Consider the following 15,485-nt stretch of genomic DNA (forward strand, 5'->3'; position numbering starts at 1 on the left):
AGACCACGCTCGCTGGGTCCGTAAGTATCACTGTGGCCAATCAATTCGGCCTAAGTTGGGCCATTCCGCGCCCAAATCAGACCTTTTTCCAGGATCCTTAACGCAGATCCTGCGATCGGGCCCCAAGCCCGCATCCGGCGGCTTTCCGGATATTAGTGTAACGGGTGGCGGGCAAACATGGCCGAACATGGGCACGAGCTTCAATCACAGGCCCGTCGAATGACTCTTTCGGGAACTGTTGCGGAATTGGCACATTTTTCCTCCCTTTCTCCGAGCGGACTGCCCGACATTTGATCACAGACGGGTTGATGATGTGTTTCCGGATGCCCATTTTCCGCCTCCGCTTGTTGAAAACGGGGGCTTTGGACCAAACCCCTTTCCCGTTCTATGTTTGTACTTCAAACTGAGGCGTGATTCGGTGTAGGTAACAGCGCTGAAATCCGAAAAATGACAGTCCAACACCTTTCAGGCGATATGGAATGAGCGCAAAAGACGATCTATTTGCAGGCAACGCGGCGAGACCCCTCACACAGGACAATCCCGCGCCCGTCCCGCAAAAGCAGCGTTCAGTGACGCCTGTTTCCGTCCCGGACGACTACTCGGCGGCGGATATCGAAGTGCTCGAGGGGCTGGAGCCCGTTCGGCGCCGGCCGGGCATGTATATCGGCGGCACCGATGAGAAGGCCCTGCATCACCTTTTCGCCGAAGTCATCGACAACTCCATGGACGAGGCGGTGGCCGGTCACGCGACCTGGATAGATGTCGCGCTGTCGGCGGACGGATTTCTTTCCGTCACCGACAACGGCCGGGGCATTCCGGTCGACCCGCACCCCAAGTTCAAGGACAAGTCCGCCCTCGAAGTCATCATGACGACGCTGCATGCGGGCGGCAAATTCGACAGCAAGGTGTATGAGACATCCGGCGGCCTGCACGGCGTGGGCATTTCGGTGGTCAATGCCCTTTCCGAAGAACTCGTCGTCGAAATCGCGCGAAGCAGGAAGCTCTACCGTCAGACCTTCCGCCGCGGTCAGCCGCAGGGCGCTCTGGAACTGATCGGCGACACGCAAAACCGCCGGGGCACACTGGTTCGCTTCAAGCCCGATGAGCAGATTTTCGGCAAAGGCGCGAAGTTCCAGCCCGCCCGCCTGCTGAAAATGGCGCGCTCAAAGGCCTATCTGTTCGGCGGCGTGGAAATCCGCTGGCGCTGCGACCCCGCGATGCTGTCGGAAAAGGACGAGACACCGGCGGAAGCCGTTTTCCATTTCCCGGGAGGCCTGCGGGACTTTCTGGCAGAAAAACTGACCAAGGAGCGCCGCGTCGTTGAAGAGGTTTTTGCGGGGCGCACCGACAAGACCGGCAAACACGGCTCGGTGGAATGGGCTGTCAGCTGGTTTGCCGGCGATGGTTTCGTCAATTCCTACTGCAACACGGTCCCGACGCCGGAGGGCGGCACCCACGAAGCCGGGTTCCGCTATGCCCTGCTCCGCGGCCTGAAGGCCTATGGCGAACTGACCAACAACAAGAAGGCGGCCATCATCACCGGCGACGACGTGATGACATCCGCCGGTGGCATGCTGTCCGTTTTCATTCGGGAACCGGAGTTTGTCGGTCAGACCAAGGACAGGCTTGCCACCAACGAGGCGACCCGGATCACGGAAACCGCTGTCCGCGATGCCTTCGACCACTGGCTGACAGCCTCGCCCAACCAGGCCAACCGGCTTCTGGAGTGGGTTCTGGACCGCGCCGAGGAACGCCTGCGGCGCCGGCAGGAAAAGGACGTCGCCCGCAAGACGGCCGTGCGCAAGCTGCGCCTGCCGGGTAAACTCGCCGACTGTTCCGCAAACCAGTCGGAAGGGACCGAACTCTTCATCGTCGAGGGCGATTCTGCAGGAGGCTCCGCCAAACAGGCGCGCAACCGCGCCAAACAGGCCGTTCTTCCACTGCGCGGAAAGATCCTCAACGTCGCCAATGCCGGCCGGGACAAACTGGTCGCGAACCAGCAACTGTCCGATCTCGTTCAGGCCCTCGGCTGCGGTACTCGCTCGCACTACAAGGATGCGGATCTGCGATACGAAAAGATCATCATCATGACGGATGCCGACGTTGACGGAGCTCATATCGCATCGCTGCTGATTACGTTCTTTTATCGCGAAATGCCCGAACTCATCCGCCTGGGGCACCTCTATCTTGCCGTCCCGCCACTCTACCGGCTCAGCCAGGGAGGGAAGACGCTTTACGCCCGGGATGACGCCCACAAGGATGAGCTCATGGAGACGGAATTCAAGGGTAGAGGCAAGGTCGAAATCGGCCGGTTCAAAGGCCTCGGCGAAATGCTTCCCGCTCAGTTGAAAGAGACCACCATGGACCCGACCCGGAGGTCTCTTCTCAAGGTCGATGTTGCCGAAGCGGCGATCGCGGAAACGAATGATGCCGTCGAACGCCTCATGGGCAACAAGCCGGAGGCGCGTTTCCGGTTCATTCAGGAAAATGCGGAATTCGCCATAGATCTGGATATCTGACGCTCTGACCGGCGAGTTGATCCTGTTGCCAGCTGTCAGGTGGACGAATGGCGCCGGTTTGGAGCTGCTCCGAAGCGGTCCGGATTGGCTCCGGACGGGTTTTCGGCCGCGTCTGCCTTGAATTTGCGCTCGGCGCCCACATCTATCAAACGTGCATCCGCTTTCCTTTGCAGGGCGCCGCAAGGCTGTTGGTGAACCATTCACTGGCAGGCAGTTGTTCCTTCGTAATCATGAACGTTCGCGAGCCGGGAATTCAGGCTTGACCCTTCCTGTTCTTGAAAAAACCGGATGCGTCAAATAGAGGCAGGATCTCAGTATCGTACACTGATTTTCGCAACTGACTTCATAGTGTTGAAGTTGCTCTATTAACTGATCTGGCAAAAGTTACGAAGAAATACTCGACTTTCTTTGCATTCTACCTCATGAACGCATTGACACTTGAGCACATGAATGTAGGGTGTGCGCACGTTGGCGCCAGCGGTCTCCGCGGTGCCGTCAAACGGCAATCACAACATCTGGCATAACATTTGGGCAAAACGCTCCATGACATTTGATACTCTCGGTCTTAGCGAGAAGGTCCTCGCTGCAGTTGAAGCAGCAGGTTATAAAGAACCCACGGCAATCCAGACGGGCGCGATCCCGCAAGTTCTGGAACGGCGGGATATTCTGGGCATCGCGCAGACGGGAACGGGCAAGACGGCAAGTTTCACCCTGCCGATGCTGACGCTTCTGGAAAAAGGACGCGCGCGGGCCCGCATGCCGCGGACGCTTATCCTCGAACCGACCCGCGAGCTTGCGGCGCAGGTGGAGGAAAACTTCGCGCGCTACGGCATAAACCACAAGCTCAACATTGCCCTGCTGATCGGCGGCGTTTCCTTTTCGGAACAGGACAAGAAGCTTGACCGCGGCACCGACGTCCTGATCGCGACGCCCGGACGGCTTCTGGACCATTTCGAGCGCGGCAAGCTTTTGTTGCAGGGCGTCGAGATCCTGGTCATCGACGAAGCCGACCGCATGCTGGACATGGGTTTCATTCCCGATATCGAGCGGATCTGCAAGCTGATCCCGTTCACGCGTCAGACGTTGTTCTTCTCGGCCACCATGCCGCCGGAAATCCAGAGGCTGACCGAAGCATTTCTGCAAAATCCCGCACGGATCGAGGTCGCACCGACGTCTTCGACTGCAGAGAATGTCACCCTGCTGCTGAAAGGCACTCCCTCCAAGGACTTTGAAAAGCGCGCGGTCCTTCGCGAGCTGCTCGAAAATGCGGAAGATCTGCAAAACGCCATCGTCTTCTGCAACCGCAAGCGGGACGTGACCACTCTGTTCCGCTCGCTCGAGCGCCACGAGTTCAACGTCGGTACGTTGCACGGAGACATGGACCAGCGCACGCGCATGATGATGCTTGATAACTTCCGCAAGGGTAATATCAAGCTGCTGGTCGCCAGCGATGTCGCTGCCCGTGGCCTGGATATCCCGGAAGTCAGTCACGTTTTCAACTATGACGTTCCGATCAATGCCGAAGACTACGTCCACCGGATCGGCCGCACCGGCCGGGCGGGACGGTCGGGTGTCGCTTACACCCTGGTAACCAGCGAAGACCAGAAATATCTGCAAGCGATCGAGGCGCTGATCAACAAGAAGCTCGAATGGATCGGTGATCCGATAGATTTCGAAGCTGCGACAAAGGAACGCAAGGAGCGGCGGAAGACCGGGAAACCGGCCGCGAAGAACGCCAAGTCCAGCAACGATAACGATGCGGACCAGGCGAAGCCGTCAACGCGGCGCCGTTCTCAATCAAAGCCCCGTGATACCGCGCCCAAGGCCAACGTGGTTGAGGAGAAGACGGAAGCCGTCACCACCCCTGCTCCCGTTTCCGAGATTTCGCAGGGCTCCGGTGGCAAGAAGGCACGGAACGACAGGGAAGAGGAACCCGCATTCAGCCAGGGTGTCCACATCCCGGCGTTCCTGCTGCGTGAACCCCGACCGAAAAAGGCCTCATGACGTTGCGTTCGTTTGAGGATTCTCCACAGGATTAACGCGAACTTAAAACTTCCGTCCGAGTCTAAGCATAGATCTTGCAGCCGTGTGGGGCGGCATATCAAGGCTATGACGAGAGAAACTCGATGTCGGATTCAAACGACCATAAGCGGACCATCAAGTACGGTGAGTCCGCGATTGGGTATATCAGGAAGAATGTGCTACCGGCTTATCCGCGTTCCTATGAGCTCTGGTACACGTATTCTGCGGGCTACAATCAGGGTCTGAACCGCGCCATCAACGATACCATCAAGGCGAATGGCCGGATCAGCACGGATGAGATGCTGACGCTCTATGGCCGCTTCCTGTCGCCAACACGTCTGGGAGACCGGCTGGATGAAGTCGGCAGCAAGGTATCCAAAGAGGTGGAAGAACTGGTGGACTCGCTCAAGCTGAGCGCCGACGCCACCTCAGACTACGGCCTGGCTCTGGAGCAGGCCGGCGAGAAGATCAAGGCGGTCAGCGATCCTGAAAAACTTCACAACTACGTTGCGCATCTGGTGAAATCGACCCAGAACGCCGTAGCCTCCAATCGCAAGCTGGAAATCCAGCTGTTGGAATCAAAGAAGCACATCGAGACGCTTCAATCGTCGCTGGAAGCAATCCGATATGAATCCCTGACGGATGAGCTGACGACACTGAACAACCGCAAGCATTTCGAAAATTCCATCGAACGGATCATCGAACACTCCAAGGAAAGCGGCCGCGGATTTGCGCTGCTGATGACCGACATCGATCACTTCAAGAAGTTCAACGACACTTACGGCCATCAGACCGGCGATCAGGTTCTGCGCCTCGTCGCGCTGGCCGTGAAACAGAACATCAAGGCTCAGGATATTGCCTGTCGCTACGGCGGCGAGGAATTCGCCATCATTCTTCCGCACGAAAGCCTTGATAACGCCGCGGAAATCGGTGAGCGCATCCGCACGGCCGTGATGTCGAAGGAACTGATCAAGAGATCGACCGGCGAGAATCTCGGCCGGGTTTCCATATCCGTCGGAATTGCCGATTACAAGAAGTCCGACACAGCTCATTCCATCGTTGCGCGTGCCGACGAAGCGCTCTATGCCGCAAAAAACGCCGGACGCAACCTGGTGAAGACGGAGAGAGACGTCTCCGCAAACGCTGACCGCGAAAACGTCGCCTGACTCAGAGCGTTTCGACAGGTTCGTGCTCGAAACCGGGGCAGCGATTCACGTCAGCCTTTTGCGTTGAGCCCCATCTGCCAGAAGTCGCTTTCCAGCCTGCAGGCCTTTTCAAACAGTGAAAGCACGCGCGGATAGCGGTGGCCGGTCAATACCTGGTTCGCCGTGTCGTCGAACCAGTCTGCAAAGCCCTGGGCGACGTCCTGATATTGCTCTCCGGAATATTCCTCAATCCAGCGCCCGTACGGATTGTCGCCCCGGTTGGCGCCCTCGCCTTTCAGCCTTGCACCAATTTCCGCATAACCGAGAATGCACGGAGCCAGGGCTGCCTGAAGGTCCAACAGGTCCCCGGACATGCCAGCGTCCAGCACGAACCGCGTATAGGCCATCGTGGGCGTGTCCTCGGGCGCGTTCTCAAGGTCGGAGCGTTGCATGTCCCACTGCGAGCAAAGCTCGACATGCAGGTCCAGTTCCACGTCCAGGATCGCCTTGACGCCCTCAAGCGACCGGCGCATGTCGACGAGGCTGGGGCTCTTGTAGACCGCGAGCGCGTAAGCGCGGGCAAACTGGATCAGAAACAGATAGTCCTGTACGAGATAGTGCTTGAAACACTCGAGCGGCAACGTCCCGTCACCAAGCTGTTTCACAAAGGCGTGGCGCGTATAGCCAGCCCATTGCGGTGCCGCATCGGCCTTGAGCCGTTCAAAAAACTTCATGAAAATCTCTCAGGATCAGGCCGCAGATCTCGCAGAGCGTTTATCGCGCGAATGTGCTCAGATCGGCTTCCTTCAGCGAAACGGATTCGCCGCAACCGCAGGCCGACACTTCGTTCGGGTTCTTGAAAACAAAGCCGGAGCGGAATTTCGTAACCTCGAAATCCATCTCCGTGCCGAGCAGGAATAGGACGGCGGAGGGATCCACATACAGGCGGGCGCCCTTGTCCTCAATGACGTCGTCACCGGTCCTCGCCTCGTCGACGAGATCCATGGTGTATTCCATGCCGGCACACCCGCCTTTCTTGATTCCAACACGCAAGCCGGTGGCGTTCTTGTCGGAGCTCTCGACAAGTTCGCGCACGCGTTCGGCGGCGGCGTCCGTCAGGGTCATGACCTGGAATTTTCCGGCAGATGCCATTTATTCCTCATTCGGTTCCGGTGGTTTCATACCGGATATGGGGATTCAGCCTATCGGATAAAAGGCCGTCGCCTCAATACCAGTTGAGAGCCACCTTGGCTTCGTCGGACATGCGGTCCGGCGTCCAGGGCGGATCGAAGACCATGTCGACATTCACCGGCCCGACACCGGCCACCGCCGAAACGGCGTTTTCCACCCAGCCGGGCATTTCGCCTGCCACCGGACAACCGGGCGCCGTCAGCGTCATATCGATATTGACCGACCGGTCATCCTCGATATCGACCTTGTAGATCAGGCCCAACTCGTAGATATCGCAGGGAATCTCCGGGTCGTAAACCGACTTGAGGGCACCGACGATGTCAGATGTCAGCCGCTCGAGTTCATCGGCCGGGATGGCGCTTTCAGCGGTCACCTGGGCCCGCAGTTCTTCGCCGGCCGCATTTGTGTCAAGTGTGGTAGGGTTTTCCATTGGGTCCGTCCTTACCCGAAAAAGCTCTGTGCTTTCAACAAGGCCTCATGAAGCGCGTCGATCTCAGCACGCGTATTATACAGTCCGAAGCTTGCCCGACATGTAGAGGTCACGCCGTATCTTGCCAAGAGCGGCTGTGCGCAGTGCGTTCCTGCTCGGACCGCAACCCCAGCCCGGTCGATAATCGTTGCCACATCATGGGCATGGGCGCCCTCGATTTCAAAGGCGATGATCGCCCCCTTGTCCGGTGCATCCCCGAAGATCCTCAGCGAGTTGATTTCCCTCAGCTTCTGATGGGCGTAGTCCTTCAGGTCCGCCTCGTGCCGTGCGATGTTTTCCCGGCCGAGCCCATCCATGTAATCCAGTGCCGCCCCCAGGCCGATCGCCTGTACGATGGGCGGCGTACCCGCTTCGAACCGGTGTGGAGGATGATTATAGGTGACCAGGTCCTCGGTGACATCCAGAATCATCTCACCGCCGCCGTTAAACGGCCGCAGCGCCTCCAGTCTCTCCGGCTTGCCCCAAAGCACGCCAATCCCCGAAGGTCCATAGACCTTGTGACCGGTGAAGACATAGTAGTCGCAGTCGATATCCTGCACATCGACGGGCATATGGACTGCCGCCTGGCTGCCGTCGACCAGAACCGGAATGCCGCGCTCGTGAGCGATCCGGCAGACTTCCTTGACCGGAACCACCGTGCCCAGGACGTTGGACATATGCGTGATCGCGACCAGCTTGGTACGATCGCTCAAGGTGTCCGCAAAGGCGTCGAGGTCGAACGAGCCGTCTTCGCGGACATAGACCCACTTCAGCTTCGCACCCTGGCGTTCACGATGGAAATGCCAGGGGACGATGTTGGAATGGTGCTCCATGATGGAAAGCACGATCTCATCGCCTTCGCCGAAATAATCCGGGCCAAGACCATAGGAGACGAGGTTGATCGCTTCCGTCGTCGATTTTGTGAAGACCACCTCGTCAACGGATTTGGCGTTCAGGAAGCGTCGCACTTTTTCGCGTGCCGCCTCGTAATTGTCCGTTGCCGTATTCGACAGGTAGTGCAGGCCGCGATGGACGTTGGCATATTCATGGGAATAGGCCCTGGTCACCGCATCGATCACCGCCTGGGGCTTCTGGGCAGAGGCGCCGTTGTCCAGATAGACCAGAGGTTTGCCATAGACCTCTCGCGAAAGGATCGGAAAATCCTTCCGGATCGCCTCGACATCATAGCCCGGGGCCTGTGCCGTCTTTTCTGCAGGTGCGACCGTCATGCGGCGCTGCTCCTTGTATCCATGAGACGGGTACGCTTCAGTGCCCGGCGAGCCAGTCTCGTACGCGCTCTTCCAGGCCTTCGGTCACATCGTCTTCGCCGTATTCTTCAATCGCCTCTGCGAGGAAGGCCAGCACGAGAAGCGTCTTGGCCTCATCTTCCGGAATACCCCTCGCCCGCAGATAGAACAACAAGTCCTCGTCGATCTGGCCGCTGGTCGCGCCATGGGCACAAACCACGTCGTCCGCGAAAATTTCCAGCTCCGGCTTGTTGGCCATTTCCGCTTCCTCGGACAGAAGCAGAGCCTGGGTCATCATCTCGCCGTCGGTCTTCTGGGCATGGGGCGCGACGTTGATGCGGCCCTGGTAAACGCCTTTCGCACGACCATCGAGGACGGTCTTGAAGAACTCGCGGCTGTTGCAGTGAGGCACAGCGTGGTCGGCGATCAGCGTCTGGTCCGCCAGGTCCTCGCCACCGGCCATGCTCACGCCGTAGATCTTGGCGTTGGAGTTCTCGCCGGTGAAGTTGACGAACTGCTGGTTGCGCACGAAGCGCGGACCGGCAATGAAGCCGAAAGACTTGAACTCGGCGTTCGCGCCAAGCGTTGCGACGCTGGTGAACAACCGGGCAGCTTTCGCCTTGCCGATGATCAGACGCGTGGTCGCCAGGGACGCGGTATCCGCCACATCGTAGTCGAAGACCGTGTTGATCTCGCCCTCTTCCGTGTCGCCCGCGAACGTCTCCAGGAGGCGCAGCTTTGCGCCTTTTCCGAGGACAATCCTGTTGCGGTTGACCTGGGCGCCGGCCGATGCGGCCACCTGAACCAGCTCGACAGGCTTGGAGATCTCGGCGCCTTCCCTGATTTCGACGATGACACCACCCTGCACGAAGGCGGTGTTGAGTGCCAGGATACCGTCGTTCGGTGCGGTTTTCGGAGAGCCGACCAACTGAGCACCGTTTGCACCGACAAGCGCATCCGCCATGCTGGAAAGGGTCACCCCTTCGCCGGCAAGCGCATCCGCGTCAGACAGTTCCGGCACATAAGCGCCGTTCGCCAGCACGATCCTGTAACGGTCGAGGTCGGCGAAACCGTCCTGGCTATCCAGAACCGTCTTTGCAGCCGCCGCATCCGCGGGAGCTGCCAGCGCGGCGGCGGATTTCATGAAGGCGCGCAGATCGGTGTATTTGTATTCCTCCACACGACGGTGCGGCAGGCCCTTGTCGCGGATCTGGCCGATGGCAGCTTCCCGAAGAGCTGCAACCGCCACGGAACCGGACAAGCCATCCCGGGCGCGTTCAAAGCGATCGAGCAGATCGCTTTCCGCCTGGGTATGTTTGATGGGTGCGTTAGCGTTCATATCGCGTTGCTCTCTTATGCAGCCGTGTCGATGTAGTCAGCGTAGCCGTTCTTCTCCAGTTCGACCGCCAGTTCCTTGCCGCCGGTCTTCACGATCCGGCCCCGGGACAGAACGTGCACCACGTCCGGCACGATATAGTCGAGAAGGCGCTGATAGTGGGTGATCACCACCATGGCCCGATCCGGAGACCGCAGCTTGTTGACGCCGTCGGCCACGATCCGCAGCGCATCGATGTCGAGCCCGGAATCCGTTTCATCCAGCACGCAGAGCTTCGGCTCAAGCAGGGACATCTGCAGGATTTCGGCGCGCTTCTTCTCGCCGCCGGAAAAGCCGACATTCAGCGGACGCTTCAGCATATCCATGGAAACGTTCAGATGGCCGGCGGCCTCCTTCACGCGCTTCATGAAATCGGGAATCGACAGCGCAGCTTCGCCGCGCGCCTTGCGCTGCGCGTTCATCGCCGTTTTCAGGAACTCCATGGTGGCGACACCCGGAATTTCGATCGGGTACTGGAACGCCAGGAACATGCCCGCCGCGGCGCGCTCGTCCGGTTCCATTTCCAGCATGTTCTCGCCGTTGAAGAGGATCTCCCCTTCGGTGACCTCGTAGTCATCCTTGCCTGCCAGAATGTAGGACAAGGTCGACTTGCCGGAGCCGTTCGGACCCATGATGGCGTGCATTTCGCCCGGCTTGACGGTCAGGTCGATGCCGCGCAGGATTTCGGTTTCGTCTTCCGCGATGCGGGCATGCAGGTTCTTGATCTCAAGCATATTTCTACTCGTCGGTTCACATTGACAGCAATTCATGCTGCTTAAGCTAGGTGGTGTCTCAGGTCTCTGCAGGGGTAAACTGCTGTGTGACCGTAATTGGTCCAACAATTTTCAGATTGAATTCTTCAAGTTCGTCTGCAGGTACCCACAACTCCTCATGCTCGCGCCCGCCAACAATTCTCCGATCGAACCCAGCTGCATAAGCTGCATCAATCTCGAACTTGGTGACATATCCATGCCTGGATCCGGTCTTGGTGTTCCAGTCGCGAGCGATTTGCACGGCATATCCCTCGTTGGTCACAGGATAGAAGATCGGCTGCTCAGGCAAGCGCGGAGGAAAGCGTCGCCAACCGCTTTCCTCAATCAGCTTCAGTTCCTCCAGGACAACAGGGCGATAAAGAGTCACGGTTTCTACCATCCGCTCAGCCCACGGATCCTTCCAGGCTGATCGAGATCAGCTTCTGCGCCTCCACGGCGAATTCCATCGGCAGCTGCTGGATGACGTCCTTCACGAAGCCGTTGACGATGAGCGCCACCGCTTCTTCTTCCGTCAGTCCGCGCTGCAGGCAGTAGAACATCTGGTCGTCCGAGATCTTCGAAGTGGTCGCCTCGTGTTCGAACTGGGCCGAGGCGTTCTTGCTCTCGATGTAGGGCACCGTATGCGCACCGCAGTCCTGACCGATCAGGAGCGAGTCACACTGGGTGAAGTTGCGTGCGTTGGACGCCTTGCGGTGCGCCGATATCAGGCCGCGATAGGTATTCTGGGACTTGCCGGCGGAAATACCCTTGGAAATGACCCGGCTGGACGTGTTCTTGCCCAGGTGGATCATCTTGGTGCCGCTGTCGATCTGCTGACGGCCGTTGGAAACGGCGATGGAATAGAACTCACCGCGTGAGTTGTCTCCGCGCAGGATGCATGACGGATATTTCCAGGTGATCGCCGATCCGGTCTCGACCTGGGTCCAGGAGATCTTGGAATTCCTGCCGCGGCAGTCACCGCGCTTGGTGACAAAATTGTAAATGCCGCCCTTGCCTTCCTTGTCGCCCGGGAACCAGTTCTGGACCGTGGAGTATTTGATCTCCGCGTCCTCCAGGGCCACGAGCTCGACCACGGCCGCGTGCAGCTGGTTTTCGTCGCGCTGCGGCGCGGTGCAGCCTTCCAGATAGGAGACGTAGGCTCCTTTTTCGGCAATGATCAGCGTACGCTCGAACTGACCGGTGTTCTGTTCGTTGATGCGGAAATAGGTCGACAGCTCCATCGGGCAGCGGACGCCTTCCGGCACATAGACGAACGAGCCGTCGGAAAAGACGGCCGAATTCAGGGTCGCATAGAAATTGTCGGAGACCGGAACGACGGAGCCGAGATACTTCTTCACCAGATCCGGATATTCACGCACCGCTTCTGAAATCGAGCAGAAGATGACGCCAGCCTTTTTCAGCTCATCCTTGAAGGTGGTGACGACGGAAACGGAATCGAATACGGCGTCGACCGCGACCCGGTTCTTCGGCTCGACCCCAGCCAGAATTTCCTGTTCGGCGAGCGGAATGCCGAGTTTCGCGTAGGTGGCCAGGAGCTCCGGATCGACCTCGTCCAGGCTCTTCGGACCACTCACCGATTTCGGCGAAGCCCAATAGTAGAGTTCATCGAAATCGATCTTCGGATAGGAAACGCGCGCCCAGGACGGCTCCTCCATCTGCTGGAAACGGCGCAGCGCTTCGAGCCGCCACTCGGTCATCCATTCCGGTTCGTTCTTCTTGGCGGAAATAAACCGGACGGTCTCCTCAGACAGGCCTTTTGCGCCTCGCTCCGATTCGATATCGGTCACAAAGCCGTATTTATACTGGTCGACATCGATGGCTTTCACCTTATCGATGGTTTCCTGTACAGCTGGCATACTTTGCCTCCATTCGGCGGGCCTCTTGCCCGCTACTCACAATTCCGCAGGTGGGATGCCCCTTCCTGCCACGTTTCCGGCGGACTGGCCGCCATAATTCCCGTTCAAGCCGCCTGATGACGAGCCGCCGGATTAAGCCGGTCGACGATCTTCGGCCAAAGCTCCAGGAAACGGCCGATGTCCGCGTCGCTCGTGTTCCATCCCATGCTGACCCTGAGCGCGCACCGGGCGAGGTCTTCCTCGACGCCCATGGCCGCCAGAACATGCGACACCGATATCTTGCCGGAAGAACAGGCTGAACCCGACGACACGGAAACGTTTTCAAGATCGAATGCGATCAACGCGGTTTCCGCAGCTATGCCTGGAACAGCAAAGCAACACGTGTTTGCCAGGCGGTCCACCGTTTCGCCGAAAATCACGGTGGAAGGACACACGGACCGCAGGCCGGCTTCGAGCCGGGCCTTCATAGCTTCGATTTGGCGCTTCGAACCCGTTTCTTCAAGGGCTGCCGTGGCGGCGGCGCCAAATCCTGCAATCGCGGCAACGTTTTCCGTACCGCCGCGGCGCCAGTTTTCCTGCCCGCCGCCTATCATTAGCGGAGATGGAGTCCGCGCCGTGGACCGCACCACGACGGCACCTATCCCTTGCGGACCGCCGAATTTGTGCGCCGACAGCGTGATGACGTCCGCCCGCCAGGCGTCCACGTCGATCTCCATCCGTCCGGCGGCCTGAACCGCGTCCACATGGAAGAAGTGACCATGGGCTTCGGCAATCGCGCCAATGTCCGCAACCGGCTGAACGACACCGGTCTCGTTATTGGCCGCCATGACCGAGATCAGCCCGGGCTCCGTGTCCTTGACTGCTGCTTCCAGCGCCTTCAGTTGCACGCGGCCATGGGGGTCGACCGGGATCACCACCTGATCTGCAACGGCAAAGCGGCCGCCGGTGACAACGGAGGGATGCTCCACCGCACTCCTGAACAGTTTGTCGAGATAGACCGGTGCCCCCTGATCCTGCCAGGAGGGCGACAGTGCCGTCATATTGGCTTCCGTACCGCCGGACACGAAGGTCACCGCCCTCGTTCGGGCGCCGCACAGCCGGGCAACCTGTTCCCTTGCGTCTTCGACCCTGCCCCGGGCCTTGCGACCATGGGCGTGAACGGACGAAGCGTTGCCGGGGTCGCCAAGGACCTCGATCATGCGATCACGCGCGCAGGGACGTAGCGGTGCTCCTGCGTTGTAATCGAGATAGATCGGGTCGAAGCGGCGTGCCATGACACCTCATTAGCCAAATGCGACATGTTCCGAGTCGAAAATCCGCAGAATTGCCAACCACATGTTCGAAAAACTTGAAATTTTTCTCTGCGATGACGATAACACCCCCAACCGGTCGAACCGAGTGTTGTCAGCCGTTGGGCGGCGATGCGAACTTTCGAATAATTCTAAACAGGGTTCTAAAAACTTGGAGACTAAGAGTCAAGTTTAGACTTACGGGAAACCACGTAGCCAGACCCAAAAATACGCGCCAAAACGCCCGGCGCGACAAAATGACAAGGACATAGCGCTTCATGCCTGAGGTGATCTTCAACGGTCCCGCGGGCCGGCTCGAAGGCCGGTTCCATCCCGCCAGAAAACGCAACGCACCCATCGCCCTGGTTCTGCATCTGCATCCCCAGTTCGGCGGCACGATGAACAATCAGATTGTTTATCAGATGTATTACATGTTTGCCCGGCGCGGATTTGCCGTGCTTCGCTTCAATTTCCGCGGCGTCGGCCGGTCCCAAGGCACTTTCGATCACGGTCAGGGCGAGCTTTCCGACGCCGCGGCGGCGCTCGACTGGGTGCAGACGGTACATACCGATGCCCGCGCCTGCTGGATCGCCGGCTTCTCGTTTGGTGCCTGGATCGGCATGCAGCTGCTCATGCGCCGTCCGGAAGTGGAGGGCTTCATCTCGGTTGCACCGCCTGCGAACCTGCATGACTTCTCTTTCCTGGCCCCCTGCCCGTCTTCCGGGCTGATCGTCCACGGCGACAACGACAAGGTGGTCCCGCAAAAGGATGTCCAGGCGCTGGTCGACAAGCTGAAGACCCAGAAAGGAATCGTGATCGACCACGAAACCATTCCCGGGGCGAACCATTTCTTCGAGAACGATCTGGACGACCTGATCGAGCGTTGCGGCAACTACGTCGACGGGAGACTTGGGCTCACGCCGGCCGACTATCTCGACGTCGACTGATCGCACGAAACAAGGAGCCCGCCCATCCGGCGGGTTTTTTGTTTGAGACCTGCCTTGCTTGCATCGCCGTCTCCGTCAGGCGCAGCGCGAGCCGTAACGGCGAAGCCGGCGGACCATTCACCTACCCATGCGCGGACGATTTTTGATGAGCGCTTTCACGGACGAGCTTGAGATACGCCCCGCAGACAGCGGCGACGTCGCGGCCCTGGCGGAACTCTATCGGCATCTGAATCCGGATGATACTGAGGCACCGGAGGCTCTTCGCAAGCAGACGTTCGACAGGATGCTGAAGCATCCCGGCCTTACCGTGCTCCTCGGCTGCAAGTGCGGCAGAGCGGTATCGACCTGCACGCTAATCGTCGTGCCCAATCTTACCCGCGGCGGAGCTCCCTATGCGCTTATCGAAAACGTCGTGACCCTCGGCGACCGGCGCGGCACGGGTATAGGCCGGCAGGTCGTCTCCGCGGCTCTGGAGCAGGCCCGGGCCGAGGGATGCTACAAGATCATGCTGATGTCAGGCGCGGGAAACACAGATGCCCACCGGTTCTATGAGCGGATCGGATTCGCCCGGACGAAGGTCGGATTCGAGATCCGGGCAGAGGAGTATCCTGCGAAGGGATCCGTGCCCGGCTAGGATCCGCATCGTGCCGGA

14 protein-coding genes are annotated in these 15,485 nt (G+C 59.1%); 5 read left to right on the forward strand and 9 right to left on the reverse strand.

What is annotated here, in order from left to right:
* Positions 1 to 479: 479 nt before the first annotated feature.
* The 3 genes from parE to ON753_RS10530 all read left to right on the forward strand — a co-directional run bounded on the left by parE (position 480) and on the right by ON753_RS10530 (position 5,707).
* Entirely contained in the window at positions 480 to 2,519 is a 2,040-nt protein-coding gene (gene parE / locus ON753_RS10520; protein WP_265962467.1) for a DNA topoisomerase IV subunit B, read from the forward strand.
* A 543-nt stretch (positions 2,520 to 3,062) separates the two neighbouring features.
* Positions 3,063 to 4,523, forward strand: a complete 1,461-nt coding sequence (locus ON753_RS10525) for a DEAD/DEAH box helicase (protein WP_265962468.1) — start codon at positions 3,063 to 3,065, stop codon at positions 4,521 to 4,523.
* Positions 4,524 to 4,645: 122 nt separating this feature from the next.
* The gene (locus tag ON753_RS10530) at positions 4,646 to 5,707 is read left to right on the forward strand and encodes a GGDEF domain-containing protein (protein ID WP_265962469.1); all 1,062 of its coding nucleotides are present in this window, start codon (positions 4,646 to 4,648) and stop codon (positions 5,705 to 5,707) included.
* A 50-nt stretch (positions 5,708 to 5,757) separates the two neighbouring features.
* Here ON753_RS10530 and tenA read toward each other — a convergent pair whose 3' ends face one another.
* From tenA to ON753_RS10575, 9 genes are all read right to left on the reverse strand, one after another.
* The gene (tenA, locus tag ON753_RS10535) at positions 5,758 to 6,420 is read right to left on the reverse strand and encodes a thiaminase II (protein WP_265962470.1); all 663 of its coding nucleotides are present in this window, start codon (positions 6,418 to 6,420) and stop codon (positions 5,758 to 5,760) included.
* Between the two features lie 40 nt (positions 6,421 to 6,460).
* Entirely contained in the window at positions 6,461 to 6,838 is a 378-nt protein-coding gene (gene sufA / locus ON753_RS10540) for a Fe-S cluster assembly scaffold SufA (protein ID WP_265962471.1), read from the reverse strand.
* A gap of 73 nt (positions 6,839 to 6,911) precedes the next feature.
* Positions 6,912 to 7,307, reverse strand: coding sequence for an SUF system Fe-S cluster assembly protein (locus ON753_RS10545; protein WP_265962472.1), 396 nt, complete (start codon positions 7,305 to 7,307; stop codon positions 6,912 to 6,914).
* Between the two features lie 11 nt (positions 7,308 to 7,318).
* Positions 7,319 to 8,575, reverse strand: coding sequence for a cysteine desulfurase (locus ON753_RS10550; protein WP_265962473.1), 1,257 nt, complete (start codon positions 8,573 to 8,575; stop codon positions 7,319 to 7,321).
* 37 nt (positions 8,576 to 8,612) lie between these two features.
* Positions 8,613 to 9,932: a Fe-S cluster assembly protein SufD gene (gene sufD, locus ON753_RS10555; RefSeq protein WP_265962475.1), complete on the reverse strand. Its 1,320-nt coding sequence runs from the start codon at positions 9,930 to 9,932 to the stop codon at positions 8,613 to 8,615.
* A gap of 14 nt (positions 9,933 to 9,946) precedes the next feature.
* The gene (gene sufC / locus ON753_RS10560) at positions 9,947 to 10,702 is read right to left on the reverse strand and encodes a Fe-S cluster assembly ATPase SufC (RefSeq protein WP_265962476.1); all 756 of its coding nucleotides are present in this window, start codon (positions 10,700 to 10,702) and stop codon (positions 9,947 to 9,949) included.
* 58 nt (positions 10,703 to 10,760) lie between these two features.
* On the reverse strand, positions 10,761 to 11,120 hold the full coding sequence (locus ON753_RS10565; RefSeq protein WP_265962477.1) for an ADP-ribosylation/crystallin J1: 360 nt from the start codon (positions 11,118 to 11,120) through the stop codon (positions 10,761 to 10,763).
* Between the two features lie 4 nt (positions 11,121 to 11,124).
* Positions 11,125 to 12,597 carry a Fe-S cluster assembly protein SufB gene (gene sufB, locus ON753_RS10570; protein ID WP_265962478.1) on the reverse strand — a complete coding sequence of 491 codons (1,473 nt, stop codon included), beginning with the start codon at positions 12,595 to 12,597 and terminating at the stop codon, positions 11,125 to 11,127.
* A 104-nt stretch (positions 12,598 to 12,701) separates the two neighbouring features.
* The gene (locus ON753_RS10575; RefSeq protein ID WP_265962479.1) at positions 12,702 to 13,871 is read right to left on the reverse strand and encodes a cysteine desulfurase family protein; all 1,170 of its coding nucleotides are present in this window, start codon (positions 13,869 to 13,871) and stop codon (positions 12,702 to 12,704) included.
* Positions 13,872 to 14,164: 293 nt separating this feature from the next.
* Here ON753_RS10575 and ON753_RS10580 point away from each other — a divergent pair, with 293 nt between their 5' ends.
* Positions 14,165 to 14,833 (forward strand): alpha/beta hydrolase, encoded by a 669-nt coding sequence (locus ON753_RS10580; protein WP_265962481.1) that lies wholly within the window; start codon positions 14,165 to 14,167, stop codon positions 14,831 to 14,833.
* 145 nt (positions 14,834 to 14,978) lie between these two features.
* The gene (locus ON753_RS10585; protein WP_265962482.1) at positions 14,979 to 15,467 is read left to right on the forward strand and encodes a GNAT family N-acetyltransferase; all 489 of its coding nucleotides are present in this window, start codon (positions 14,979 to 14,981) and stop codon (positions 15,465 to 15,467) included.
* Positions 15,468 to 15,485 lie beyond the last annotated feature (18 nt).

The organism is Roseibium salinum (assembly GCF_026240905.1).
GTDB classification, from domain to species: Bacteria; Pseudomonadota; Alphaproteobacteria; order Rhizobiales; family Stappiaceae; genus Roseibium; species Roseibium salinum.